Annotated in this window: 22 protein-coding genes and 1 pseudogene; 14 read left to right on the top strand and 9 right to left on the bottom strand. The window is 65.0% G+C overall.

The features are described from left to right. The first annotated feature begins 1 nt into the window (after window position 1). The gene (locus tag SPO_RS07475) at window positions 2-985 is read left to right on the top strand and encodes a 3-hydroxybutyryl-CoA dehydrogenase (RefSeq protein ID WP_011047204.1); all 984 of its coding nucleotides are present in this window, start codon (window positions 2-4) and stop codon (window positions 983-985) included. Between the two features lie 84 nt (window positions 986-1069). Here SPO_RS07475 and SPO_RS07480 read toward each other — a convergent pair whose 3' ends face one another. From SPO_RS07480 to SPO_RS07510, 7 genes are read right to left on the bottom strand one after another with little or no spacing between them, the layout of a single operon-like run. Continuing rightward, the gene (locus SPO_RS07480) at window positions 1070-2158 is read right to left on the bottom strand and encodes a pyridoxal phosphate-dependent aminotransferase (RefSeq protein WP_011047205.1); all 1089 of its coding nucleotides are present in this window, start codon (window positions 2156-2158) and stop codon (window positions 1070-1072) included. 50 nt (window positions 2159-2208) lie between these two features. Continuing rightward, on the bottom strand, window positions 2209-3597 hold the full coding sequence (locus SPO_RS07485) for an FAD-dependent oxidoreductase (RefSeq protein WP_011047206.1): 1389 nt from the start codon (window positions 3595-3597) through the stop codon (window positions 2209-2211). Further along, window positions 3581-4444 (bottom strand): isocitrate lyase/PEP mutase family protein, encoded by an 864-nt coding sequence (locus tag SPO_RS07490; protein ID WP_011047207.1) that lies wholly within the window; start codon window positions 4442-4444, stop codon window positions 3581-3583. Before SPO_RS07490 ends, SPO_RS07485 begins: the two co-directional genes overlap by 17 nt. Continuing rightward, entirely contained in the window at window positions 4441-5061 is a 621-nt protein-coding gene (locus SPO_RS07495; RefSeq protein WP_011047208.1) for a cysteine hydrolase family protein, read from the bottom strand. Before SPO_RS07495 ends, SPO_RS07490 begins: the two co-directional genes overlap by 4 nt. Further along, complete coding sequence (locus tag SPO_RS07500) at window positions 5058-7124, bottom strand: hydantoinase/oxoprolinase family protein (protein ID WP_011047209.1); 2067 nt, start codon at window positions 7122-7124, stop codon at window positions 5058-5060. Before SPO_RS07500 ends, SPO_RS07495 begins: the two co-directional genes overlap by 4 nt. Further along, window positions 7121-8815 (bottom strand): hydantoinase B/oxoprolinase family protein, encoded by a 1695-nt coding sequence (locus SPO_RS07505; RefSeq protein WP_011047210.1) that lies wholly within the window; start codon window positions 8813-8815, stop codon window positions 7121-7123. Before SPO_RS07505 ends, SPO_RS07500 begins: the two co-directional genes overlap by 4 nt. Next, window positions 8812-9378: a tautomerase family protein gene (locus SPO_RS07510; RefSeq protein WP_011047211.1), complete on the bottom strand. Its 567-nt coding sequence runs from the start codon at window positions 9376-9378 to the stop codon at window positions 8812-8814. Before SPO_RS07510 ends, SPO_RS07505 begins: the two co-directional genes overlap by 4 nt. A gap of 132 nt (window positions 9379-9510) precedes the next feature. Here SPO_RS07510 and SPO_RS07515 point away from each other — a divergent pair, with 132 nt between their 5' ends. The 5 genes and pseudogenes from SPO_RS07515 to SPO_RS07535 all read left to right on the top strand — a co-directional run bounded on the left by SPO_RS07515 (window position 9511) and on the right by SPO_RS07535 (window position 13798). Next, complete coding sequence (locus tag SPO_RS07515) at window positions 9511-10290, top strand: GntR family transcriptional regulator (protein WP_011047212.1); 780 nt, start codon at window positions 9511-9513, stop codon at window positions 10288-10290. Continuing rightward, window positions 10287-11694, top strand: a pseudogene (leuC, locus tag SPO_RS07520) (3-isopropylmalate dehydratase large subunit). Before SPO_RS07515 ends, leuC begins: the two are co-directional and overlap by 4 nt. Next, window positions 11694-12305: a 3-isopropylmalate dehydratase small subunit gene (gene leuD / locus SPO_RS07525; RefSeq protein ID WP_011047214.1), complete on the top strand. Its 612-nt coding sequence runs from the start codon at window positions 11694-11696 to the stop codon at window positions 12303-12305. Before leuC ends, leuD begins: the two are co-directional and overlap by 1 nt. Before the next feature lie 276 nt (window positions 12306-12581). Then, window positions 12582-13166, top strand: a complete 585-nt coding sequence (locus tag SPO_RS07530; protein ID WP_230981783.1) for a sigma-70 family RNA polymerase sigma factor — start codon at window positions 12582-12584, stop codon at window positions 13164-13166. Then, a complete protein-coding gene (locus SPO_RS07535; RefSeq protein ID WP_011047216.1) occupies window positions 13163-13798 on the top strand; it encodes a ChrR family anti-sigma-E factor in 636 nt (211 codons plus the stop codon). The genes SPO_RS07530 and SPO_RS07535 overlap by 4 nt, the downstream gene beginning before the upstream one ends. Before the next feature lie 139 nt (window positions 13799-13937). Here the strand turns inward: SPO_RS07535 and SPO_RS07540 are convergent, their stop codons facing one another. Continuing rightward, on the bottom strand, window positions 13938-14663 hold the full coding sequence (locus SPO_RS07540; RefSeq protein ID WP_011047217.1) for an SDR family NAD(P)-dependent oxidoreductase: 726 nt from the start codon (window positions 14661-14663) through the stop codon (window positions 13938-13940). Continuing rightward, entirely contained in the window at window positions 14660-15430 is a 771-nt protein-coding gene (locus tag SPO_RS07545; protein WP_044029146.1) for a DUF1365 domain-containing protein, read from the bottom strand. The genes SPO_RS07540 and SPO_RS07545 overlap by 4 nt, the downstream gene beginning before the upstream one ends. Window positions 15431-15555: 125 nt before the next feature. Between SPO_RS07545 and SPO_RS07550 the strand changes: the two genes are divergently transcribed. The 8 genes from SPO_RS07550 to iaaH all read left to right on the top strand — a co-directional run bounded on the left by SPO_RS07550 (window position 15556) and on the right by iaaH (window position 23438). After that, window positions 15556-16899, top strand: a complete 1344-nt coding sequence (locus SPO_RS07550; protein ID WP_011047219.1) for an NAD(P)/FAD-dependent oxidoreductase — start codon at window positions 15556-15558, stop codon at window positions 16897-16899. Continuing rightward, a complete protein-coding gene (locus SPO_RS07555; RefSeq protein WP_011047220.1) occupies window positions 16838-17995 on the top strand; it encodes an SAM-dependent methyltransferase in 1158 nt (385 codons plus the stop codon). Before SPO_RS07550 ends, SPO_RS07555 begins: the two co-directional genes overlap by 62 nt. Further along, window positions 17988-18482: a hypothetical protein gene (locus tag SPO_RS07560; protein WP_011047221.1), complete on the top strand. Its 495-nt coding sequence runs from the start codon at window positions 17988-17990 to the stop codon at window positions 18480-18482. The genes SPO_RS07555 and SPO_RS07560 overlap by 8 nt, the downstream gene beginning before the upstream one ends. After that, a complete protein-coding gene (locus SPO_RS07565) occupies window positions 18482-19708 on the top strand; it encodes an MFS transporter (RefSeq protein WP_044028096.1) in 1227 nt (408 codons plus the stop codon). The genes SPO_RS07560 and SPO_RS07565 overlap by 1 nt, the downstream gene beginning before the upstream one ends. Beyond that, entirely contained in the window at window positions 19705-20265 is a 561-nt protein-coding gene (locus tag SPO_RS07570; RefSeq protein WP_011047223.1) for a DUF3833 domain-containing protein, read from the top strand. The genes SPO_RS07565 and SPO_RS07570 overlap by 4 nt, the downstream gene beginning before the upstream one ends. A gap of 52 nt (window positions 20266-20317) precedes the next feature. Then, window positions 20318-21034, top strand: a complete 717-nt coding sequence (locus SPO_RS07575) for a hypothetical protein (protein ID WP_322786982.1) — start codon at window positions 20318-20320, stop codon at window positions 21032-21034. Between the two features lie 206 nt (window positions 21035-21240). Further along, window positions 21241-21999 (top strand): helix-turn-helix transcriptional regulator, encoded by a 759-nt coding sequence (locus tag SPO_RS07580; protein ID WP_051420334.1) that lies wholly within the window; start codon window positions 21241-21243, stop codon window positions 21997-21999. A 59-nt stretch (window positions 22000-22058) separates the two neighbouring features. Beyond that, window positions 22059-23438, top strand: coding sequence for an indoleacetamide hydrolase (iaaH, locus tag SPO_RS07585; protein WP_011047226.1), 1380 nt, complete (start codon window positions 22059-22061; stop codon window positions 23436-23438). The last annotated feature ends 19 nt before the right edge of the window (window positions 23439-23457 follow it).

Raw genomic sequence — 23457 nt, forward strand, 5'->3', positions numbered from 1 at the left:
GATGGCGGCGCGGGAAACCATCGCCGCTGTGGGCGCCGGGCGCATGGGCCGGGGCATGGCCGTGGCCTTCGCCTATTCCGGCCACCCGGTCCGCCTGATCGACGCCAAACCGCGACCCATGGACGAATTCGACCGGCTCAAGGCCGAGATACGGGCCGAGCTGGGCAGTACCTTCGTGCTGATGGCCGATGTAGGCCTGATGCAGGCGAGCGAAGCTGACGCCATGCTGGCCCGTGTCGAGGTTGTGGGCCACGACGATCTGGCGGCGGCGCTTGCCGGGGTGCCCTTCGTCTTCGAAGGCGTGCCCGAGACGCTGGAGGCCAAGCGCGAGGTGTTCGAACGCCTGTCGCGCCATGCCGACGCGGATGCCGTCATCGCCTCGACCACCTCGACCATCCTGTCAAACGACCTTCAGGGGTTTGTCACCCCGCCCGACCGGTTCCTCAATGCCCACTGGCTCAACCCCGCCTATCTGGTGCCGCTGGTCGAGGTTTCGCCCGGCGATGCCACCGATCCGGCGGTAACCGCCCGCCTGCTCGACCTGCTGGAGCGGATCGGCAAGGTGCCGGTCACCTGCGCCGTCAGCCCCGGCTATATCGTGCCGCGCATCCAGGCGCTGGCGATGAACGAGGCCGCTCGGCTGGTTGAGGAAGGCGTTGCCAGCAGCGCCGATATCGACAAGGCCACGAAATACGGCTTCGGCTTCCGGTTCGCGGTGCTGGGCCTGTTGGAATTCATCGATTGGGGCGGCGGCGATATCCTCTACCACGCCAGCCGCTACATGACGCGCGCCACCGGGCAGAACCGGTTCGCCGCGCCCGATATCATCGAGACCAACATGGCCGAGGGCCGGCGCGGCCTGCGCGACGGGCGCGGTTTTCTCGATTATGACGGGCTCGACGTTGCCGCCTATCAGCGGGAACGTATCGGCGCCTTTGCCGCCATGCTGCGCCATCTCGACAAGATGCCGGTCAAGGGCGACTAGATCGGAGTTTGCACCCCAGCTTCTGCTTCTTTCTGGTCAAAAATACTCAAAAAGCACCGGTGCGCCCGCGCCACCATTCCCGGTTCATCCCTGCCCGATGAACCTGCGGATACTGTCCAGCAGCAGATCGTTATGCGCGGGCAGCGACAGCGAGAAGCGGAAGAACGCTTCCAGCCCCGCCTCGCGGGTGCGGTTGACGACGATCCCGGCATCCTCGAACAGATGCTCGACCAGTGCTTCGGTCCGGGCCGCGTCGCCCTCCCGAAAACGGGCCATCAGAAAGTTGGTCCGGCTTGGGGTCACGACCAGACCCAGCTGTCCCAATGCACCGGTCAGACGCGCGCGTTCGGACACGATCTCATCGACCCTCTCCTGAATGGCGGCAGGGTCGGCAAGACCCGCCACCGCCCCGGCCTGCGCCAAGGCATTGACCGTGCCCATGCCCCGCGCGGCATAGAGGACGGGCACCATCCATGCGGGGGCGTGGCACCAGCCAACACGCGCCCCGGCGAGGCCATAGGCCTTGGAAAAGGTCCGGGTGACAACGATGTTTTCGTGATTTGCCGCCAGGCTGTGCACCGCCGCGCAATAGTCGGGTGCGGCGAACTCGCCATAGGCAAGGTCAAGCACCAGCACGACCTGCGCAGGCAGGTCGCGGGCCAGCCGGGAAAGCTCGTCGATCTCCAGCATGGTGCCGGTCGGGTTGTTCGGATTGGCCAGGAACAGGAGCCGCGTGTGCTCGCTCACCGCCGCCAGCAGGGCATCGACATCGCTGGTGTTGTCACGCTCGCGCGCCTTCACCAATGTCGCCCCCACCCGGTTGGCGGTCAGGGCGAACTGGATATAGCCGAACTCCGAGATCAGGATCTCGTCGCCGGGCCGGGCGAAACAGCGGGCGATCACGTCGAGCAATTCTTCGGACCCGTTGCCGCAGACGATCTGCTCGGGGTCCAGCCCATGCGCCGCGCCCAAGGCATCGCGCAGCGCGTCACAATGTGGGCTGCCATAGGATTGCGCCCGCTCGGCGGTCTCCTCCATCGCGGCGCGGATCGCGGGCAGGGGTGGATAGGGCAGCTCGTTGTAGCCCATGTTGATGACGGGCAGGCCCTTGGGTTGCGGCCGGCTGATGCGGCCGCGCACGGGGATCGGGGCAAGATAGGGCGTTGGGCGCATGGTATCCTCGGCGTTGCTGCGTTACAGGAGATGGTGTTTTTTTGGCAGCTTCAAGACGCAGCCACGCGACACGATCCCGCGATCCACCCCAGCACAACCGCGCTCAGCAAGCCGTTGCCGGACAGATATCCGCTGTCCCCGTTGCCCGACACGCCACAGGCCGCGCCGCCGCCTGCGTAGAGGCCCGGCACCGGCGTGCCATCGCGGCGCAGCACGCGCGCCCGCGCATCGGTGCGCAACCCGCCCTGGGTGTGAAACAGCGCCCCCGTCACCTGCACGCCGCAATAGGGCGGGGCAAGCGGTGGGGGCTGGAACAGCCGCCCGAACCCATCGGTTCCGTCGCGAGGCAGGTCGCGCAGGGTTTGCGCCAGCGCGTCGGGCGGCAGGCCAAGCAGGTGTGCCAGCGCCTCGGGCGTATCGGCCTGCCGGATCGCGCCTGCGGCTTCGGCGCGGCGAAAGTCCTCGAACTGGCGCGCGATACCCGCGATACGCGCGTCGAAGATTGCAAATGCCGCGCCCCCCGGCTGTGCCATCACCGCGCGGGCGGCCTCGGAATAGCCCTGCGCCTCGTTCCAGAACCGCAGTCCATCGCGGTTCACCTGCACCCCACCCGAGGTGATCACCGCCCAGGTGATCAGGATGCCGTGCGGATGGGCGACATTGCCATGCCCCTGATAGGCCCCGAGGTGGCGCAGATCGGCCCCCAGCGCCGCGCCCCACAGGACCGCCTCGCCCCGGTTACCATCATGCCCGAACCAGAGCGCCTCGCGGATCTCGGGCATGTGGTCGGTGACCAGTTGCCGGTTGCCGCCGAACCCGTTGCAGGCCAGGATCAGCCGGTCGCAGGCGATACTTTCGCCGCTGCCGTCGGAGCCAAAGACCGTGACGCCACGCACCCGACCCTCTTCCATATGCAGGATATGCGCCCGACGGGAACAGACGATGTCGATCCCCTGCGCCTCGCAGGCCTGACGCAGCGCGTCGATCAGCTCTTCGCCCGAGCGGCCGGGCAGGCCGTGCATCCGGCGGCGGCTGTGGCCGGGATAGTCGAAATCGGTGACAACCGAGAAGGGCAACCCATGGCGCTCGGCCAGCCAGTCGATGAGTGGCCCGGCCCCTGCGGCCAGGGTCTCGACCAGATCGGGGTCGTTCTGCCCCTTGGCCTTGGTCTGGATATCCTGCGCAAACAGCGCGGCATTGTCTTTGATCCCCGCCGCGCGCTGCATGGTGGTGCCGGGCGCCGGGATCAGGCCCGCCGACAGCGCGGTCGAGCCGCGCGGCAGGGCGTCGGCCTCGACCACCAGCACCTCTTGCCCCGCTTCGCGCGCCGCAAGCGCGGCCACCAGCCCACAGGCCCCGGCGCCGATGATCAGCGTCTGGGAAGCGATGTCGAAGCGCGCCGGCGGCGGCGCGATATGCGGGTCACTGTCCGGGGTCATAGCGTTTGCCGCGCTCCAGCATCTCGGTGGTTCCAATCACCTCGTTCAGGCCGGCAAAATCATACATCCGGTCCCGGAACGGCGCCGTGGTGCCATGCGCGCGCAGGCTGGTGTAATAGTCGCGCGCCGTATGGGCGAGCGCCCGCACGATGCCACCGGGAAAGATCACGAGGCGGAAGCCCAGCGCCTGCAACGCCTCGGCCGAGCGGATCGGCGTCGCACCTCCCTCGACCATGTTGGCGAGCAGCGGCACACGCGCCGCAAAACGGTCCGCTATGCCTGAAAGCTCTGTCTCGGTCTGCGGCGCCTCGACGAACAACACATCCGCCCCGGCGGCCAGATAGGTCTCGGCCCGCTCCAGCGCCGCGTCGAAGCCTTCGACCGCGATCGCATCGGTGCGGGCGATGATCAGCGTCCGGTCCGAACGGCGAGCGTCGGCCATGGCCGCGATCTTGCCTGCCATCTCGGCAGCCGGGATCAGCGCCTTGTCCTTCAGGTGGCCGCAGCGCTTGGGATAGGTCTGGTCCTCGACCTGCAAGGCTGCCGCGCCTGCACGTTCATAAAGCCGCATGGTGCGCTGGGCGTTCAGTGCGTTGCCGAAGCCGGTATCGGCGTCGATGATCACCGGCAGGCGGGTGCGGTCGGCGATCAGCGTCATGGTCTCGGCCATTTCGGTGACCGAGGTCAGGCCGATGTCGGGACGCCCCAGCCGGGTATAGGCCACCGCCGCGCCGCTCAGATACAGCGCCTCAAACCCCGCCTGTTCGGCGATCAGCGCGGTCAGCCCATCGTAAATGCCGGGCGCCAGTACGATGTCTTCCCCCGCCAGTCTTGCCTTGAGCGTCATGGCGCGCCCTCCAGCCAGCCCAGCGCCTCGGCACAGGTCATCTGATTCGTGACGGTGCCCAGCGACAGCAGGGTGGCGTCATGCACCTCGTCCCGGAAGGCGGCGCAACCGTCGCTCAGCATCACGGTGTCGATGTCGCGCAGATGCGCGTCGCGCAGGGTCGAGGCGACGCCGCCATTGGTGACGATGCCGCCGACGATCAGCTGGCGGATACCCATGGCCCGCAGGATGTATTCCAGCCGGGTCTGGTAGAAGGCGGAATAGGCCACTTTCTCGACCGTGAAATCGGCCGGTTGCAGCGCGTCGACCAGTTGATGCCCGAAACTGCCGGGGGCGAAATCGCCCCGCGTCAGAAAGGGCCGCAACGCCTTGAGATGCGGTGAGATCAATGGTTCGCCCCTAGGGCCGGGCACCAGCGTGAACTGGGCCGAGATGTAAAGCCCGCCCTTGGCCCGCAGCGCCGCAACAAGCGGCGCGATGCGGGCGGGCAGGGCGGCGATGGCCGCCGCCCCCTGTCCGGCCCGGCCATAGGCGCCCTCGGGATGCAGAAAGTCGTTTTGCAGGTCGATGGTCAGCAGCGCGGTCTGCGCCAGGGTCCAGGTTTTCGGGTCACTCATGCGCCTGCCTCCGGTCCGGTTTCGATGATGACATTGCCCAGCGGGTCGACGCGGCCCACAAGGCCCGGCTCGATCAGCACCGTGGTATCGGGCTGTTCCAGGATCGCGGGGCCGGTGATCAAGGTGCCGACCGGCAGCGACAGCCGGTCATAGATCGCGGTTTCATGCCAATCGGTGCCAAAATGCACCTTGCGAGAGGATTTCGGCCGGGCCGGGTCGGTCACCGTGGGCGCAAGCGTGGCCAGATCGAACTTTGGCCGCTTGCCGGTCACCGCGCTGCGCAGGTTCAGGATGCGCCGCACCCCGCCGGGCAGAAGCCGCCCGAAAGTGTCGCGATAGACGCTGTCAAAGGCAGCGGCGATCTGGGCCTGTGTCGGCGAATGCACCTTGCCCGCACTCACCTGCACGGGGATCGGCACCGAAACGGTATGGGTCTGGCCGATATAGGCCATGTCGAGCGCGAATGTCGCCTCGCGCGCTTCGAACCGGGTGCCGGCAGCCTTGAGCATCGCCATGCCGCGATCATGATGGTCCTGCATCACCGTGCCCAGCATATCGGTATCCAGCCCGTCGAGCATCGCGTTGAGGGTCTGCACGAAATCCTGCCGCATGTCGGCGATCACGCAACCCAGTGCCGAGGTCACGCCCGGATAGCGCGGCACGATGGCGCGCGCGATCCCGACCTCGGCCAGCATCGCACCCGCATGCAGCGCACCGCCGCCGCCAAAGGGCATGAAGGCGAATTTCTTGGGGTCGAAACCGCGCTCGATGCTGACCAGCCGCAAGGCGCCCGCCATGCGTGAGTTGGCCACCCGCAGGATCGCCTCGGCGGCCGCCAGCGTGTCGAGGCCCAGCGGTTGCCCGACATGGATGTCGATGGCCCGCGCCGCCGCCTCGACATCGAGGCGCGCAAGCTTGCCGCCGATGGGGTTCTCGGGGTCGATCCGGCCCAGCACCACATTGGCATCGGTCACGGTGGGGCGGTCGTTGCCCAGCCCATAGGCCACTGGCCCCGGATCGGAACCGGCGCTTTCGGGACCGATGTTCAACAGCCCGCCCTTGTCGACCCAGGCGATGGAGCCGCCGCCCGCGCCGATAGTGGTGATCTCGATCATCGGCGTGCGCACCACCATGCCAAAGTCGATCGAGGTCTGCGGCGCCAGCATCGAGCGCCCCTCGGCGATCAGTGAGACATCGAAACTGGTGCCGCCCATGTCACCGGTGATCACGTTGTCGTACCCGGCCGAGCGGGCGATAAAGCCCGCCGCGATCACCCCCGCCGCAGGGCCCGACAGCGCCGTTCTGATCGGAAAGCGGCAGGCGGTGTCCACATCCATGACGCCGCCGTTCGACTGCACGATCATGAACTCGCCGCCAAACCCGCCCGAGTCGAGCGCGGCGCCCAGCCGGCCCAGATAGCCCGAGACCTCGGGTTGCAGATAGGCGTTGAGCGCGGTGGTCGAGAACCGTTCGTATTCGCGGATCTCGGGCAGGATTTCCGAGGAGGCCGAGACATGTTCGTTGGGCCAGATCTCGCGCAGCGCGGCCACGGCGGCGGCCTCGTTGGCGGGATTGGCATAGGCGTTGGCAAAGAGGATAGCGACAGCGACACAGCCCTGATCCTGCAATTGCCGGGCTGCGCGGCGCACTGCATCCAGGTCAACGGGTGTGCGGATGGTGCCATCGGCAAGTGTCCGTTCCGGCACCTCCAGCCGGTCGCGCCGGTCCACCACCGGCTCGAAATCACCACGCAGGCCCCAGGTGCGGGGCCGGTCGCGGCGGCGCATCTCCAGCACGTCGCGCAGGCCTTGGGTGCAGATCACGCCCGTCCGCGCGCCCTTGCGCTCCAAGAGCGCATTGGTGCCCGCCGTGGTGCCATGCACCACCACGCCGACGCTGCCGATATCGGCAACCGCATCGGTGATGCCTTGCAGGAAGCCCGTGGACTGGTCGGGGCGCGAGGTCGGCACCTTGCCGACGCGGGCGGTGCCGTCGTTTTCATCGAGGACAAAGATATCCGTGAAAGTGCCGCCGACATCGACGCCGATCATCTTGCCGCTCATCGCATGCCCTCACGCCAGGTTGGGCCATAGAGGCGGTCGGCCTCGGCCGCGCTCAGGTAATCGCGCGCCACGTCCAGCGCCACGGCGGCCGGGTCGCGTTCGGCGGGTGGGCCATAGCCGCCGCCGCCGGGGGTCTCCAACCGCACCGCCTCGCCCTGTTTCAGGCGGATGCCGCGCATCTTGGACACCAGCGGCGGGTGTGGCCAGTCCGCGCCCTGTTGATACGAGAACACGTTCAGCGCCCCTTCCTCGCCACCGGCCACGCCCTTGGGCGCAAAGCGCCCGCGCTCGCCGAACAGGAACCCTTCGGCGCCGTTTTCCTCCAGAACTTCGATTTCATAGACCGCGCCCAGCCCGCCGCGATGCCGCCCCGCGCCTGCGCTGTCGCGCCTCAGCGCCCATTGCCGGAACATCACCGGATAAGCGGCCTCGAGGATCTCCAGCGGCGGGATGGTTGCCGTGGAAATCGGCGCGTTGCCGTGGTTCAGCCCGTCGCCCTCGGGCGATCCGCCATGGCCGCCGCCGTAAAAGCTGAACATCACCCAGGGCTTGCCATTGCTGCGCCGCCCGGCAATGGAAAGCGCGTTGATGGTGCCGTAGGCGTTCGCCACCACCCGGTCCGGCACCGCTTGCGCAAAGGCGCAGAACACAACGTCGATCATCCGCAGGATGGTTTCGGTGTAGCCGCCGGTTGGTGCGGGAAACTCCGCCGACAGGATCGAGCCCTCGGGAACCGTGACCTCGATAGGCCGCATCACACCCGCATTGGCGGGCAGCAGCGGGAAAATATGTTTGATGGCTACATAAACGGTGGCGATGGTGGTGGGCAGCGCGATATTCACCGGCCCGGCGCATTTCGGGGCCGAGCCGGTGAAATCGAGATGCATCCGGTCGCCCTTGATCTCCAGCGCCACCCGGATCGGCAGCGGTGTGTCGTCGATCCCGTCGTTGTCGAGGAAGTCCTCGGCCTCCCACCGCCCGTCCGGAATGGCCGCCAGTTCCGAGCGCATCAGCCGCTCGGCCCGTATACCCAGCGCGTCGAGCGCCGCATCGACCGTGCCCGCGCCGTATTCGTCCAGGAGTTCGTCCATGCGACGCACGCCCAGATCCAGCGCGCCCAACTGGCCGTTCAGATCCCCCTGCGCCGATTGCGGCAGGCGGGTGTTGCGCAGCAGGATGTCGATGATGTCCTGGTTGACCACACCCGCGCGCGCCAGCCGCACGGGCGGCAGCACAAACGCCTCTTGAAACACTTCGGTGGCGGCGGGGTTGTAATTGCCCGGCACCGCGCCGCCCACATCGTGCCAATGACCGACCGAGGCCAGCCAGCAGAACAGCTTCCCCTCCCGGAAATAGGGGCGCACAAGGCGCATGTCGCTCAGATGCGTGCCGCCGATATGGGCGTCGTTGAAGATGAAGATATCGCCATCGGCCAGGTCGCCGTCGGCGGCGACCTTCTCGATCACCGCCTTTACGGCAAAGGACATGACACCGACAAAGATCGGCAGGCCCGATTTGCCCTGCACCAGCGTGTCGCCTGTTTCGGCATGGTAAAGCCCGTGGCTCGCATCATGCGCCTCGGCGATGATCGGATTGAAGGCGGCGCGGAACAGGGTCGCGTCCATCTCGTCGGCGATCTGTTCCATGCGCCCGGCCAGGACCGACAAGGTGATCGGGTCGATATCGGTCATGTCCGCCCCCGCATTTCGCCCATGTCGTTCCACACGTCCTGCCGGGTGATCCTACCGCCGATCAACTCGAACCGGTCGATGAAACGGATGCCGGAAAAGGCGGTGCCATCCAGCCATTCGCCCGACAGCGTGCCCCGGCAATAGACGACCGAAGTATCGCCCGCTCCGGGCATGGCATCGAACCCGTCATAGGTCTTGGTCACAAAGCTGTAGCGTGGACGCGCCCAGTCGATCAGTTCGGACAGATCGGCCATGGGGCCGGTGCCGGGGAAATACATGGTGAACCCGTCGCCCTGCATCGCGCGGGCGGCGTCCAGATCGCGCGCCTCCATCGCGGCCAGATAAGCGCGGACCACCTCGGCCGGGTCGGGCAGGGCGGGGGCGGGGGTTTTCGTGTCGCGGCCGCGGTAATAGGCGTCGGGGGCCATTTCGTGGATCATCACCGTGATCCCATCCAGCGGCGCCGGCAGCACGAAGCGCACCGCATCCGTCAGCGCATGGCCCAGGCGGCGCTTGTCCTCTTCGCCATACCCTTTGATCAGGTGCAGTTCGACCACCGGCATCACATCCCTCCCTCGGATGAAAGCTGTATCATTGATAATACATTTAACCGGGATATAGTCAGAGGCAATTCTTTCCTTTAGAACGGGTCGAAAATGACAGAGCCGGGGATGCAGACGGGGGGCGGGGCGCGGATGCCCGCGGGCGCGAAATCGCGCCGCGTCTACCTGTCCTTGCTGGAACAGATTTCCGCCGGGCGGCTGGAGCCGAGCCGGAAACTGCCGGGCGAGGAACAGCTGGCCGAGGATTACGGCGTCTCCCGTGTCACCGTGCGCCGGGCGCTGGATGCGCTGACGGAAAACGGGTTCCTGTCGCGGCGTGCGGGCAGCGGCACCCGGGTGCGGCCCCGTCCCGCCGCGCCACAGCCGGTGACGATGGATTTCTCGACCCTGCTGCCGCAACTGGTGGAAATCGGGCGCAGCACCGAGGTGCGGCTGTTGTCCAGTCGCATGGATCAGGCCCCCGAGCATGTGGCGCGCGCGCTGAGCCTGGGGCCGGGCGAAGCGGTGCAGATCGCACAGCGAACCCGCAGCATCGGTGGAACGGCCTATTCGCATCTGACCACCTATGTGCCGTCGCGCATCGCGGCGGGCATCTCGGACGAGGACCTGTCGCGCGAGCCGCTGCATGTGCTGCTGGAGCGCAACGGAGTGCAGATCGCCGATGCGCGGCAGTCGGTTTCAGCCACCCTTGCAGGCCCCGAGGTAGCCTTGGCGCTGGGCTTGCCCGAAGGCGCGGCCTTGCTGTCGCTGGACCGGGTCATGCGCGACGCCGGGGGGCGTGGGGTCGAGTTTCTGAAAGGGCTTTACCGGCCCGACATGTTCCGCCTCGACATGAGCCTGGCGCGGGTCGAAAATGGCGAGGGCCGCCATTGGGAACCGGCCATCACCCCGCTCAAGGATACGCCCCGATGAGCGCGCCGCTGACCTTGCTGGACAGGCTGGTGGTCGACCCATGAGGTGCTGCGCCGCGAGGACGGCAGCGCGCTCCTTTGGGTCGACCGGCATCTGGTGCACGAGGGATCGCACCACGCCTTTGCGCGGCTGGCCGAGAGGGGCTTGCCGGTGGCCGAACCCGGCCTGACATTTGCGGTGGTCGATCACTATGCGCCCACGCGCCGGGCGGGGCCGATCGCCGATCCGGCGATTGCCCGCATGATCGAGACCCTGCGCGGCAATGCCGTCCGGCATGGGGTGCGCCTGTTTGATCTGGATGACCCCGATCAGGGGATCGTGCATGTGGTCGGGCCCGAGCAGGGGCTGACCCTGCCCGGCCTGCTGATCACCTGCGGCGACAGCCATACCTCGACCCATGGGGCATTCGGCGCGCTCGCCTTTGGCATCGGCGCGACCGAGGTGGCGCATGTGCTGGCAACCCAGACCATCTGGCAGCGCAAGCCGCGCGCGATGCGGATCACCGTCGATGGCACGTTGCCAGCGGGTGTGTCGGCCAAGGATATCGCGCTCAACTGGATCGCGCGGCTCGGCGCCGACGGGGCACAGGGCCATGCGGTGGAATATGCGGGCAGCGCCATTCGTAGCCTGTCGATGGAGGGTCGGATGACCCTGTGCAACCTGACCATCGAAGGGGGCGGGCGCATGGGCATGGTGGCCCCGGACGAGGTGAGCTTTGCCTATCTACGTGACCGGCCGCACGCACCGCGGGGCGGGGACTGGCACAAGGCGTTGGACAACTGGCAGGCCCTGGCCAGCGATGCCGATGCCCGGTTCGACCGCGATGTCGCCCTGTCGACCGAAGAGATCGCGCCCATCGTGACCTGGGGCACCAGCCCCGAACAGGCCCTGCCCATTGATGCGTCCGTACCCATCCCCGACACATTGCAGCCCGCCAAGGCGCAGGCCGCCCGCGCCGCGCTAGACTACATGGGGCTGGTGCCGGGCCGCCCGTTGGCGGGCACGCCGGTTGATCAGGTGTTCATCGGCTCCTGCACCAATGGCCGGATCGAGGATTTGCGCGCCGCCGCCGCTGTTCTGGCCGGGCGCAAGGCACGCGTGCCGGGGCTGGTGTCGCCCGGTTCGGCCCGGGTCAAGGCGCAGGCCGAGCAGGAGGGGCTGGACCGCGTGTTCACCGAGGCAGGGCTCGACTGGGTCGCGTCGGGCTGTTCCATGTGCGTGGGCATGAACGGCGATCTGGTCGCGGCGGGCAAGCGATGCGCCTCCTCGACCAACCGCAACTTTCGCGGCCGTCAGGGCAAGGGCGCGCGCACACATCTGATGTCGCCTGCCATGGTGGCGGCGGCGGCGGTGACCGGCACGCTGTGCGACGTTCGACCCATGTTGCAGGGGAGGGCGCTCTGATGGCGGGGTGGCGCGAACAGCGGGGCAGGGCGGTACTGCTGGCGATGGCCAATATCGACACCGATCAGCTGATCCCGGCGCGGTTCATGTCGACACCGCGCGCCGAGGGTTATGGCCGGTTCCTGCTGCACGACGTGCGGCGCATGTCCGAAGGCGCGCTTGACCCGGAGTTCCCGCTCAATGCCCATCCGGACGCCTGCATTCTGGTGACAGGGCGCAATTTCGGCAGCGGCTCCTCGCGCGAAGCGGCGGTTTATGCCCTTGTCGATGCAGGGATACGCGTGGTTGTGGCGCCCAGTTTCGGCGATATCTTTGCCGGCAACGCGGTCAACAACGGCCTGCTTCCGGCCCGCGTGAGTGAGGCGGATGCGGACCTGTTGGCCAAGACCCTGTCCTCAGGCGCGGGGAACGGTGTGGCCGATCTCGCCTCCGGGCTGCTGCGTATCGAGGGCGTGTCGGTTCCGTTCCAGTTGGATGAGGTCTGGCGGACCAAGCTGCTGAACGGATGGGACGATATCGACCTTACCCGCCTCCACGGCGCCGAAATCGCGGCCTATCGCACGCGTCTTCGCGCGGAACCGGGCCGCTTTCCGGGTGGGGATGCAACCTGACGCCCACGGCAGGGTGGCCAAGGCAGCAGGATTTCGCGGCCCGTGTGTGAAGCCGCTACAGACCTTGCCCGGAAGAGGCGCAAGACCCTCGCCCAAATGACTCGTTTCTTCGCTAGGCGCAAACGCGAGATACGCATCGCCCCCCTGAAACGATACATCCGCAGGCCCCGCGAAAACTTTCCGTAAAAAAGTGATCCATGTTTCACGGGCCCGCGTAATGGGGCTATGTTGACACAGACCCTAGATAGCCCGAGCGGCGCGAAACGCCTACGCGTCATGTCTCGCCACGAAAGAGAGCCTGTGTCGCAAAGCAAGACCGACTTTTCGCAGCAGACCAGGTGGATGCTGGCCGTTCGGGACAACCGCGATCGTCTGGCCTTTGCGGCATTGTTCGACCATTTCGCGCCGCGGCTGAAGGGGTTCGTCATTCGGTCGGGAACACCGGCCCATCAGGCCGAGGAAATCGTTCAGGACGTGATGCTGACCATTTGGCGCAAGGCGGCGATGTTCGATCCGCACCGTGCGCAGGTCTCGGCCTGGATCTATCAGATCGCGCGCAATCGTCAGATCGACATTGCCCGCAAGGAAAACCGGCCGATGCCGGAAGAGCTGAAAGAAGAGCCGGGCACGGAACCGGACGCCAGCCAGATACTTGGCCTTGAACAAGAGGCCGGACAGCTGAAACAAGCTCTCGCCAATCTGAAACCGGAACAGCGCGAGATCATCGAGAAGGCCTATTTGGGCGAGCTGACGCACCAGGAGATCAGCGCCCAGACCGGTCTGCCGCTGGGAACCATCAAGTCACGTATCCGGCTGGGGCTGGAACGTTTGAGATACGAGTTGAAGGACCTCAAGCAATGAGTGCCATAAACCATCACGTCCCCGACGCCATGTTGGCGGCCTATGCGGCAGGAACGCTTCCCTATGCGTTTGCGGTTGCCGTGGCCAGCCATGTGTCGCTGTGCGCGCAGTGCCGTGTGGCGCTAGAGGCGCATCAGGCTGTTGGCGGGGCCGTATTGGAAACCGCTGATGCCGTGGCGGTGTCTTCCTCGCTCAAGGACAGCATTCTTGCGCGGCTGGACGATCCGTTTACGCCCGAACCTGTCTATGAGCGCAGCGGAATCTACCCGGGTCCGGTGATCGAGGCCATGCAGCGCCGGGCGCCCAAGTGGAAGAAACTGGGCATGGGCGTGCGTCAGGATATCCTGTCGGCGGATGCCCATGGCTCTGTCAGGCTGCTTTACATCCCGCCGGGTCAGGCCGTTCCGGACCACAGCCACAACGGGCTGGAGATGACGCTTGTCCTGCAAGGCAGCTTCAGCGACGCCACCGGCCATTTTGGCGTGGGCGACATAGAAATTGCCGACGAAACGCTGGAACACACACCGGTTGCCGATCAGGGCGATGCCTGTATCTGTCTTGCCGCAACGGATGCGCGATTGCGCTTCAACGCGCTGATGCCAAGGCTTCTGCAGCCGCTGTTCCGGATCTGATCGACCCAGGTCGCAACACCAGGACAAGCACCGGGTGGGTGGTGGTTGGTTTTCTGTGTCAGATGGCCGGGTTGCGAACCCGCACGGGGTATCATCGGAACCTGCCGCTTCGCGATCGGGTGCGGATGCGCCGACGCCGTTACCTGCCGCGATAAACGAGGATGTCGGGCAGGTAGTCCATGCAGCGTATCGCCCAGGAAAACGGGGCCGGGAAATCCGTGCGAAACCGGCGTTTTCGCATCGCTTTCAGCACATGCTCGGCGGCGGTCTCGGGCGTCATCAGCATCGGCATGCGAAAGCTGTTCTTGGCGGTCAGGCGGGTCTTGATGAAACCGGGGTTGACCAGACGCACGGTGATACCGGTGCCTTTGAGGTCAAAGCGCATGGTTTCGGCCAGGCTGACAAGCGCCGCCTTGCTGGCCCCGTAGCCGATGGCTGCGGGCAGCCCGCGATACCCGGCCAGAGACCCGACCAGCGTGATATCTCCGCGCCCCTGTCTGACAAAGCCCGGCACAACCTCGCCAAGCACACGCAGCGCGCCGGTGAAATTGACGTCACTCATCCTGAGCGCCGCATCGCTGTCCCAATCGGTGGCACGCATCGGCTCATAGGCGCCGGCGTTGTAGATCACGCCATCGAGCGGGCCGACCGAGGCCGCGGCCTTTTGCACGGCGGCTGTGTCGGTAACGTCCAGCGGGACCACCAGGGCGTTTTGCAACTCGTCACGCAGCTGTTCAAGCCGGTCCCCGTTGCGCGCGGACAGGATCACGCGCGCACCTTCGCCATCCAGGCGTTTCGCCAAAGCGCGCCCCAGGCCTTCGCTGGCGCCGATCAGCCAAAAGGTTTTGCCGGAAAACTGCGTCATTCTTTGGTACCGCGCAAATCATACCCGTCGCTGACAAGATGCTCTGGCGGGTGCTGCTTCTTCAGAAACGGCGCGCGCTTCAGATAAAGGATCGCTGCCTGCCAATGGATCAACGCCAGAACTCTGGCCGCCCCCAGGGGCCGGCGGATCGCGGCCCATGCCAATGACGCACTGGTTGCGGGGCGGCGCTCGCCCGACAAGGTCGCCAATACCCCGTGATCGCCGTTCTCGAACGAAATACGAATGTCGATCTGCGTGTCGGTCATGCCAAAATTGAACGCATAGTGACCCGCGATTCTCTGGAAGGGCGAAACATGCATGAGCTTTTCGGCGATCAAGGTGTCGCTCTTGCGGATCGGCGCAAACCCGTCACGGGCGCAGAAATAGCAATGGCGCTGCCCGAAGGTGCTGTTGACCTCGGCCACGAAGGCGCGCGGCGTACCGTCAACGAGGGCGATCCAGAAGCTGACCGGGTTGAAATGGAACCACAGGAAACTGGGTTGCGTCAGCAGCAGGAGCTGGGCATTTTCCGTCGCCAATCCGCGCTCTTGCAGCAGTGACCGGAACCAGTGCACGCCGTGCCCGTTATCGCGCGCGCCGCCGTGGCGGTGATCCCAAAGGGACCACAGGTTAAAGCGATTGCGCGAGATCAGCAGGGGCCCGGCGGGGCCAAGATCCGTCAGCACGTAATCCACGCCATATGTGAACGAGTTTCGAAGCGCGCCACGGCGCGCGTGATGGGTTCGGGCCTGAATATGTTCCAGCATCATGATGGGTCTACGCGCGCGCGCGGGGATCGGATCACTTTGAACAAATGTTCCTCGAAACAAAAATGATCCGGCTGCCAAGGCCTTACGTAATCGCCTCATACCATTCCTGAGGCGAGGACAGCATGTACGATCAAACCCAAGGCCCCCGCAAACGGATCGCCATCGTCGGGGGCGGCATTTCGGGCCTTTCCGCCGCGTATTACCTGGCACCGTTTCACGACGTCACCCTGTTCGAAGCGGCCCCGCGTCTGGGCGGGCACGCGCGCACGGTGCTGGCAGGAAAGAACGGCGATCAGCCGGTCGACACGGGTTTCATCGTCTTCAACTACGTCACCTACCCCTATCTGACCCGGCTGTTTCGCGATCTCGACGTGCCGGTGATCAAAAGCGAAATGAGCTTTGGCGCCAGTATCAACGACGGGCAGCTGGAATATGGCCTGAATACCCTGACCGCCATCCTGGCCCAAAAGGGCAATCTGCTGCGCCCGCAGTATTTCAAGATGATCGCCGACATCCTTCGGTTTGGAAAACGTGCCGAAGCGGCCGCCCGGGATGACGACAAGACCATCGGTGAGCTGGTCGACGAGCTGGGGTTGGGATCGTGGTTTCGCAACAACTATCTGATGCCGATGTGCGGCGCGATCTGGTCGACGCCCGTGGCCGAGGTGGACCGGTTCCCGGCGAAATCGCTGGTGCAGTTCTTTCGCAACCATGCGCTGTTGGCAGGCTCGGGCGAGCATCAGTGGTGGACCGTCAAGGGTGGCAGCATCGAATATGTCCGCAGGCTCGAGGCTGCCCTGGTCGCGCGTGGATGCACGCTTCGCACCAACATGCCTGTCGAACAGGTGCAGCGAGACGATTTTGGCGTTCATATCCAGACAGGCGATGCGCAGCGTGCCACCTTTGACGAGCTGATCCTGGCCTGTCATTCGGACCAGACCCTGAAGATCCTCGGCGCAAACGCCACCAAGGCGGAGGCAAGCGCGCTTGGCAGTATCCGCTACCAGGCCAACAAGGCGGTTCTTCATTGCGACACCGGGCAGATGCCGCGTCGCAGGGCCTGCTGGTCAAGCTGGTCCTACCGGTCGCAAGATGGCGATATCGGCGTCACCTATTGGATGAACAAGCTTCAGGGCATCCCGGAAAGCGATCCACTCTTCGTCACCCTGAACCCGTCCAAGCCCATCCACAGCGAGGCGGTCTATGACGAGGTCCAGTTTCACCACCCGGTGTTCGACAAGGCCGCGCTGAAGGCCCAGCAGGATATCCGCCAGATGCAGGGCCAGAACCACACATGGTTCGCCGGCGCGTGGAACCGGCACGGATTCCACGAGGATGGCATCGCCAGCGCCATGCGCATCGTGCGCGCCCTTACCAATACGCAGCAACTCAAAGGAATGGACCATGCGTTTCACGAACAAAGCCCTGAAGTCGAATTTCCTGTCGACATGCGAGCGTCTGCATGAGGGGCAACTGACCCTGCGCACGCCCGAGGGCGAGCGCTATCGGTTCGGTACCCGCGGTCCCGAGGCGGAAATGGTCATCCGCGATTGGGCCGCCGTGTCGGCCATGGCCGCGCATGGGCAGGTCGGGCTGGGCGAGACCTATGTTCAGGGAATGTGGGATACGCCATCCATCGAAGGTTTGATGACCCTGGCGATGAACAATCGCGACCACCTTGGCGCCTATGATCAGGCCAGCCCGTTCCACAAGGCCAAGTTCCGTCTGGTCGATACCGTGATGCGCGCAAACTCGCGCCGCGGATCGCGCCGGAACATCCGCTCTCATTATGACGTCGGCAACGAGTTCTACGGGCTTTGGCTGGATGACGGCATGACCTATTCGTCGGGCCTGTTCGAAACTGGCGACACCGACCTTGCGCGTGCGCAGACCCGCAAGAACAACCGCGCCCTTTCCCGGCTCTCGCAAGGCGAGCGCGTTCTCGAGATCGGCTGTGGCTGGGGTGGTTTCGCCGAACAGGCCAGCCAGGAAGGCTGGGATGTGACGGGTGTCACGATCTCCCGCAATCAGCACAGCTATGCGGAGTGCCGCCTTGATGGGCGGGCCGATATTCAGCTGCGGGATTATCGCGACATCACCGGGACATACGACAACATCGTCTCGATCGAGATGATCGAGGCCGTTGGCGCGCGGTACTGGCCCAGCTATTTCGCAACCCTCAAACGCAACCTTGCCGAAGGGGGGCGCGTGCTGTTGCAGGCGATCACCGTCAAGGACAGCTTTTTTGAAACCTACAAGACCACCTCCGACTATATCCGCCAATATGTCTTTCCCGGCGGCATGTTGCTGTCGGACAGCGTGATCGCGAAGCAGGCCGGCGATGCCGGGTTTGCACTGTGCGACAGCTTTGCCTTTGGTCAGGACTATGCCCGGACCTGCCGGATATGGGCCGAGCGTCTGAGCGCGCAGAAGCGCCGGATTGCCGAGATGGGGCATAGCGAGAGCTTTTTGCGCAACTGGCAGTACTACCTCGAAATCTGCGCGGCCTCCTTTGCTGTGGGTCACACCAACGTCGTTCAGGTGGAACTGGCCCATGCGTAGCAGCATCGCGCTTCTCTGGGTGCTCCTGACCTCGGTCGGCGCACAGGCCAACACGGTGGGCGGCGTGCTGCCGGATGCCGAGTTGCGCGGCGCTGCGACCTTCCGTTTCGTGGGCTTGCCGCTTTACGAGGCGCGGCTGTACACCCGGTCCGGCGCGCCGCTGGACTGGAACGAGGATTTCGGGCTCGAACTGCGGTATCTGCGCACCCTCACGCAGCGTGATCTGGTCGAGGGCACCCTGCGCGAGTTCGCGCGACTGGGCTCGTCACTGCCTGTGCGTGAGCAGCTTGAAACCTGCTTCAGCGACGTGCGCAAGGGAGACCGCTACACAGCGGTGTCCAAGGGGCCGAACAGGATCGCATTCTGGCTGAATGGCAGGAAAACCTGCACGCTTGCGCATCCGCAGATCAAATCCCGCTTCATGGGTATCTTTCTGGGCGAAAGCACCCGCTCGAAATCCTTTACCCACAAGCTGAAAGGCGAGTGATGCTGTACCCGCGCGTCAGTCTCTATGCCTTGATGCTGGCGGCGGCGGGCATACCGCTGTACATTCACCTGCCGCGCTTCGCCTCGTTGAATCTGGGGATCGGGCTGGGCACGGTCGGGGCCATCCTTTTGCTGATCCGGCTGGTCGATCTAGTGCAGGATCCGTTGATCGGCTGGGCCATCGACCGCTGGCCACGGGCGCAAACCACGTTTGCAATCACCGCAGCGCTTGGGCTGGCAACCGGCTTTCCGCTGCTGTTTTCGCTCAGCGCCGGTCCGCAGGTGGAAGCCCGGGTCATCGCGATCCTTGTGCTGCTCTTTTCCTCCTACAGCCTGGGGATGATCCTTCTTTATGCCCGCAGCGCAACCCTTGCCGCGACCCCGGCGCCGCGTGACGTGATGACGATGGCGGCCTACCGCGAAGGCGGGATGCTTGCTGGGGTCGTGGTCGCGTCCATCGTGCCAACGCTCTTTGTTGCCATGGGTGCAGGCGCGCAGGGCTATCCGGCCTTCGGGCTGTTTCTTGGCGCGCTCGCGCTGGTCTGTGCCGCCATATCGCTGCCTATCTGGCAGCGCCATCCGGTTCCGGGCCATCCCTTGTCACTTGCTGGTCTCGCTCGATCCGGCGCGATGCGGCTTTTGGTGCTGGCATTGGTCAACAGCCTGCCGGTTGCCATAACATCCACCCTGTTTCTGTTCTTCGTCGAGGATCGGCTTCAATTGCCGGGCAAGGCGGGTCCGCTGTTGATCCTGTTCTTTCTCAGCGCCGGTCTGAGCCTGCCGCTGTGGACAGGGTTGAGCCATCGCGCCGGACCCAAGGCCACACTTCTGATCGCAATGCCACTGGCCATCCTCGGCTTTGTTGGCGCGGCGTTTCTGGCCCCCGGAAATCTGGTCGGTTTCGCCCTTGTGTGCATCGCCTCGGGCGCGGCGCTGGGGGCGGATATGGTGATCTTGCCCGCCATGTTCTCGGTCGCGTTGAACCGGGCCGGGCTGGAACCCTCGCTTGCCTTCGGGATCTGGTCCTTTGCGGGCAAGCTTGGCCTTGCGCTGGCCGCCTTCCTTGTCCTGCCCTTGCTTGAACGCAACGGGTTCACCCCCGGCGCGCTGAACAGCGCCCAGGCACTGACCAGCCTGAACATCTCTTACGCCGTCATTCCCTGCATCCTGAAACTTGGCGCAATTGCCCTTGTCCTTGCGCTCCCCTCCGAGGGTCGATCCACATGAAACTTCTGACCATCCTCTCGCTGCTGGTGCTTTTGGTCATATTCGCCAAAGCCATGTTCCTGAGCTTTCGCGCGCAAAGCCCCGAGGACTATGCGGGCACCGGCCCTGCCTTTGTCCTGAAGACGCACCTGTCGGGCCCGATCCTGTCCGAGGGGCTGATCTATGGGCCGACGGGCAAGATGACCAACAGTTTCGTCGCCAGGATGGTGGGCGAATGGGAGGGCGATACCGGAACGCTGAGCGAGGAATTCACCTATTCCAATGGCAAACGGCAAAGCCGCAAGTGGTTCCTGAAACAGGGGGAGGGCAACAGTTTCACCGCCACGGCCGATGACATCATCGGCGAGGCGCGCGGCACCGTTTCCGGGTCTACCATCAAGATGGAGTACAAGATCGTGCTGCCCGAAGATGCCGGAGGTCACAGCCTGTCGGTGACCGACTGGCTGTATCTGACCGAGAATGGCGTGATCATGAACAAATCCGAGATGCGCAAGTTCGGCATCAAGGTCGCCGAGCTGATCGCCACCATGCGCCCGGACCCTGATGCACAACCCTGAACCCGGATCGTTCAAACCCAAAGGAGCCGCCCGCATGACAAGAAAACGTCCCTTGCTGGCGATTGCCGTTGCCCTGGCAACGGCGGCCTTTGCGCTGTCCCCGTTCCTGACCCAAGAGTTTGCGGGTTTCAGGCCCGAGCAGTTCCCCGTGGTTATCGATTTCTGGCCGGTTCAACCCGCCGGCTGGGCCTTCGGCATCTGGGGCGTGATCTACCTCTGGCTGCTCGCGGGCGCGCTTTGGGGATGGTTCCGGGCGCCCCATGACCCCGACTGGCAGCAGATGCGCATCCCACTGTTGGTGAGCCTTTGTCTTGGCATTTTCTGGATTGCGGCGGCGAATGCGGCGCCGATCCTGGCGACTGTCATGATCTTTGCCATGGCGGCAGGCGCCATCGTCGCCATGCTGCGCGCCGGGGACGATGCCCGCGTCTGGCAGGTCCGTCCGGTGGCGCTCTACGCGGGGTGGCTGACGGTGGCGAGCGGGGTTGGCACGGGCGTTGTGCTGAGCGGCTATGGCGTGATGACAGCTCAATCGGCGGCGTTGACAATGCTGGCCTTGGTTATGCTGGTTGCACTCTGGGTCCAGTTCCGCAGGCCAGCCGAATGGGCCTATCCGGTGGCAATCATTTGGGGCCTTTGCGGGGTGTGCGCGGCCAATCTGCCGTCAGGAAACTGGCCGGTGATCGTGCTGTCTGCGATCGGCGTTGCGGCCTTGGCCGCCGGCTTTGTGTTGCGTGGGCGCGCGGGGAAGTCGCGCCGCGCTTCTTAGGGGCATTGGTTTTGGCGGCGCCGGTGCAGGGTTTATCCGTCGATGAGCCCGACCAGGCATCACGCCAAGCTGCCATCGGTGTCGCGCACAGCAACCGCGCAACACCGGTCCGCAGCGCCGGACCGGATTGCAGGCAGTCATGCCTCCCTTGCCGACGCGCCGAGTTGTTGAAACAATGGGGGTGGCCATAGATCGGATCGCAGAGCGTGAACCTGACGGATGAAGAAGCTGACCTGATCTTTTCGATCATGCGGGACCTGAGTGGAGAGTTCGACCATTCCGAGGTCCGTCGGCGCGTGGGTCAGAAGCTGCTCGATCTTCTCAAGGCGGATTACTTTGCCTCTTACGTCTGGGACAGCGATGCCCAGCAATTCGTCTCGTGTGTCCAGATCAACATGACGGATGACAACCTGCGACGATACGAAAGCTATTTCCAGTTTCACGACCCGATCACACCGACCCTGCAAAGGCGAAAGAAGGCGACGCCTGTAAGCGAGGTGATGCGCCACGACCGCCTGGTCAAGACCGAATTCTTCAACGATTTCCTGAAACAGGACGGCCTGTGCTACGGGATGAATTACTTTGCCTATGACCGGGGCGACAACATCGGCGATCTTCGCATTTGGCGCGGTGCACATCGCGAGGATTTCACGCCCAGGGATGCCCAGTTTGTCGATGCGGTCGGGCCCAGCCTGGTCAATGCCCTGATCCGGGCGCGGAGCGCCAAGGAACAGGTTCCCTCTCTCCGCTTTGCCCAGATTGCCGATGATCTGGGGTTCACCTCTCGCGAAGCCGAGGTATCGGATCTGTTGGTGACCGGCCTTACCGACGAAGAAATCTGCACCAAGCTCGGCTTTTCCAAGCCGACGCTGCGGTCGCATATCGCGTCGATCTTCCGCAAATCCGGGCTTAACCGGCGCAGCCAGCTGGCCCAGTTCCTGGCCGAGAAAAATCATCATTTGTGATGATAGGAAACTGATCTCGCGAAATCCTATCCTGCTCTCCAGTCATGAGGGAGGCAGGAATGACGCTGGATTTGGCGCGTTTGAGCGCAACCGAAACCGTCGCCGCGATCCGCGAGGGATCGCTCTCACCGGTCGCATATGCCGAAGCTCTGGCGGATCGGGCCGCGCGGCATGCGGGCCTGAACGCGCTGCAGAGTTTCGATGCCGGTGACCTGATACAGGCGGTACGCCAGGCTCATGCGGCGCACCGACTGGGGGCGCTTTCCGGGCTGCCGGTCGTGGCCAAGGACAACATCAACACCACGACCCATCCGACGTCCGCCGGGACCGGGGCGCTGCTGGGTCATAAGCCCGCGACAGATGCCGGCGTCGTCAGGCGGATCACCGCGGCGGGCGGGGTCATCGGGGCCAAGGCCGGTATGCACGAACTGGCCTTCGGCATCACGTCCAACAACGCGGTGACCGGGGCGGTCCGCAATCCGCATGACCCCGCGCTGATCCCGGGCGGGTCTTCGGGGGGCACCGCCGCCGCCATCGCCGCGGGGATTTTCCCCCTGGGCCTGGGGACCGACACGGGCGGGTCCTGCCGCATTCCGGCGGCGCTGTGCGGCACCGTGGGCTTCCGGCCCAGCACGGGCAGATACCCCCGCGACGGGGTGGTGCCGATCTCGCATACGCTCGACACCGTCGGCTCGTTTGCACGATGTGTCGCGGATATCTCGTTGCTTGACGAGGTGATGACCGGTCACCCGACGCTTCGGCGCGATGACCTGGCGGGGGTGCGCCTGGGGCTGCCGACAGTCCGGTTCTTTGAAAACCTGGATCCCGCTGTCGAAAGGGCCACCGCCGACGCCCTGACCAGGCTCGAGGCCGCGGGGGCCACGATCGTCGAGGTTTCCTTGCAGGACATCTGGGCCCATGCCGAGGCATTCAGCATCCCGGTCGGCCTGTACGAGGTTGTGCGCGACCTGCCGCACTACCTTCAGGAACACGCGCCAGAGGTCAGCTTCGAGGCGCTGGTCGCGGGGATCGGTTCCCCGGACGTCAAAGGCTTCATCGCCAGTCAACTTGGCGAGGATGCCATCCCCGAACAGGCCTATCGCGAGGCGATGGAGGTTCACCGCCCGGCGATGCTTCGCATTTACAGGTCGGTTTTTGGTGAAAACGCGCTGGACGCGATCGTGTTTCCGACCACGCCGCTGACCGCGCGCCCGATTGGCGACGACGAAACGGTCGAGCTGAACGGGGCACGTGTGCCCACGTTTCCAACCTATATCCGCAACACCGATCTGGCACCGAATATCGGGGCACCCGGTATCTCGCTTCCCTGCCAGCTGTCCTCGGGTCTTCCGGTCGGCATCGAGTTCGATGCCCTGCCGGGCGCCGACGGGTCCCTGCTGGCCCTGGCCAGCGCCGCGGAAAAGGCAATGGCGCAATAGACGCCGCACTCAACAAAGG

Source organism: Ruegeria pomeroyi DSS-3, from assembly GCF_000011965.2.
GTDB classification, from domain to species: Bacteria; Pseudomonadota; Alphaproteobacteria; order Rhodobacterales; family Rhodobacteraceae; genus Ruegeria_B; species Ruegeria_B pomeroyi.

Coding starts and splice junctions, on each gene's coding strand:
- SPO_RS07475 (WP_011047204.1), top strand. CDS start 2: ATGGCGGCGCGGGAAACCATCGCCGCTGTGGGCGCCGGGCGCATGGGC.
- SPO_RS07480 (WP_011047205.1), bottom strand. CDS start 2,158: ATGCGCCCAACGCCCTATCTTGCCCCGATCCCCGTGCGCGGCCGCATC.
- SPO_RS07485 (WP_011047206.1), bottom strand. CDS start 3,597: ATGACCCCGGACAGTGACCCGCATATCGCGCCGCCGCCGGCGCGCTTC.
- SPO_RS07490 (WP_011047207.1), bottom strand. CDS start 4,444: ATGACGCTCAAGGCAAGACTGGCGGGGGAAGACATCGTACTGGCGCCC.
- SPO_RS07495 (WP_011047208.1), bottom strand. CDS start 5,061: ATGAGTGACCCGAAAACCTGGACCCTGGCGCAGACCGCGCTGCTGACC.
- SPO_RS07500 (WP_011047209.1), bottom strand. CDS start 7,124: ATGAGCGGCAAGATGATCGGCGTCGATGTCGGCGGCACTTTCACGGAT.
- SPO_RS07505 (WP_011047210.1), bottom strand. CDS start 8,815: ATGACCGATATCGACCCGATCACCTTGTCGGTCCTGGCCGGGCGCATG.
- SPO_RS07510 (WP_011047211.1), bottom strand. CDS start 9,378: ATGCCGGTGGTCGAACTGCACCTGATCAAAGGGTATGGCGAAGAGGAC.
- SPO_RS07515 (WP_011047212.1), top strand. CDS start 9,511: ATGCCCGCGGGCGCGAAATCGCGCCGCGTCTACCTGTCCTTGCTGGAA.
- leuD (WP_011047214.1), top strand. CDS start 11,694: ATGGCGGGGTGGCGCGAACAGCGGGGCAGGGCGGTACTGCTGGCGATG.
- SPO_RS07530 (WP_230981783.1), top strand. CDS start 12,582: ATGTCTCGCCACGAAAGAGAGCCTGTGTCGCAAAGCAAGACCGACTTT.
- SPO_RS07535 (WP_011047216.1), top strand. CDS start 13,163: ATGAGTGCCATAAACCATCACGTCCCCGACGCCATGTTGGCGGCCTAT.
- SPO_RS07540 (WP_011047217.1), bottom strand. CDS start 14,663: ATGACGCAGTTTTCCGGCAAAACCTTTTGGCTGATCGGCGCCAGCGAA.
- SPO_RS07545 (WP_044029146.1), bottom strand. CDS start 15,430: ATGCTGGAACATATTCAGGCCCGAACCCATCACGCGCGCCGTGGCGCG.
- SPO_RS07550 (WP_011047219.1), top strand. CDS start 15,556: ATGTACGATCAAACCCAAGGCCCCCGCAAACGGATCGCCATCGTCGGG.
- SPO_RS07555 (WP_011047220.1), top strand. CDS start 16,838: ATGCGTTTCACGAACAAAGCCCTGAAGTCGAATTTCCTGTCGACATGC.
- SPO_RS07560 (WP_011047221.1), top strand. CDS start 17,988: ATGCGTAGCAGCATCGCGCTTCTCTGGGTGCTCCTGACCTCGGTCGGC.
- SPO_RS07565 (WP_044028096.1), top strand. CDS start 18,482: ATGCTGTACCCGCGCGTCAGTCTCTATGCCTTGATGCTGGCGGCGGCG.
- SPO_RS07570 (WP_011047223.1), top strand. CDS start 19,705: ATGAAACTTCTGACCATCCTCTCGCTGCTGGTGCTTTTGGTCATATTC.
- iaaH (WP_011047226.1), top strand. CDS start 22,059: ATGACGCTGGATTTGGCGCGTTTGAGCGCAACCGAAACCGTCGCCGCG.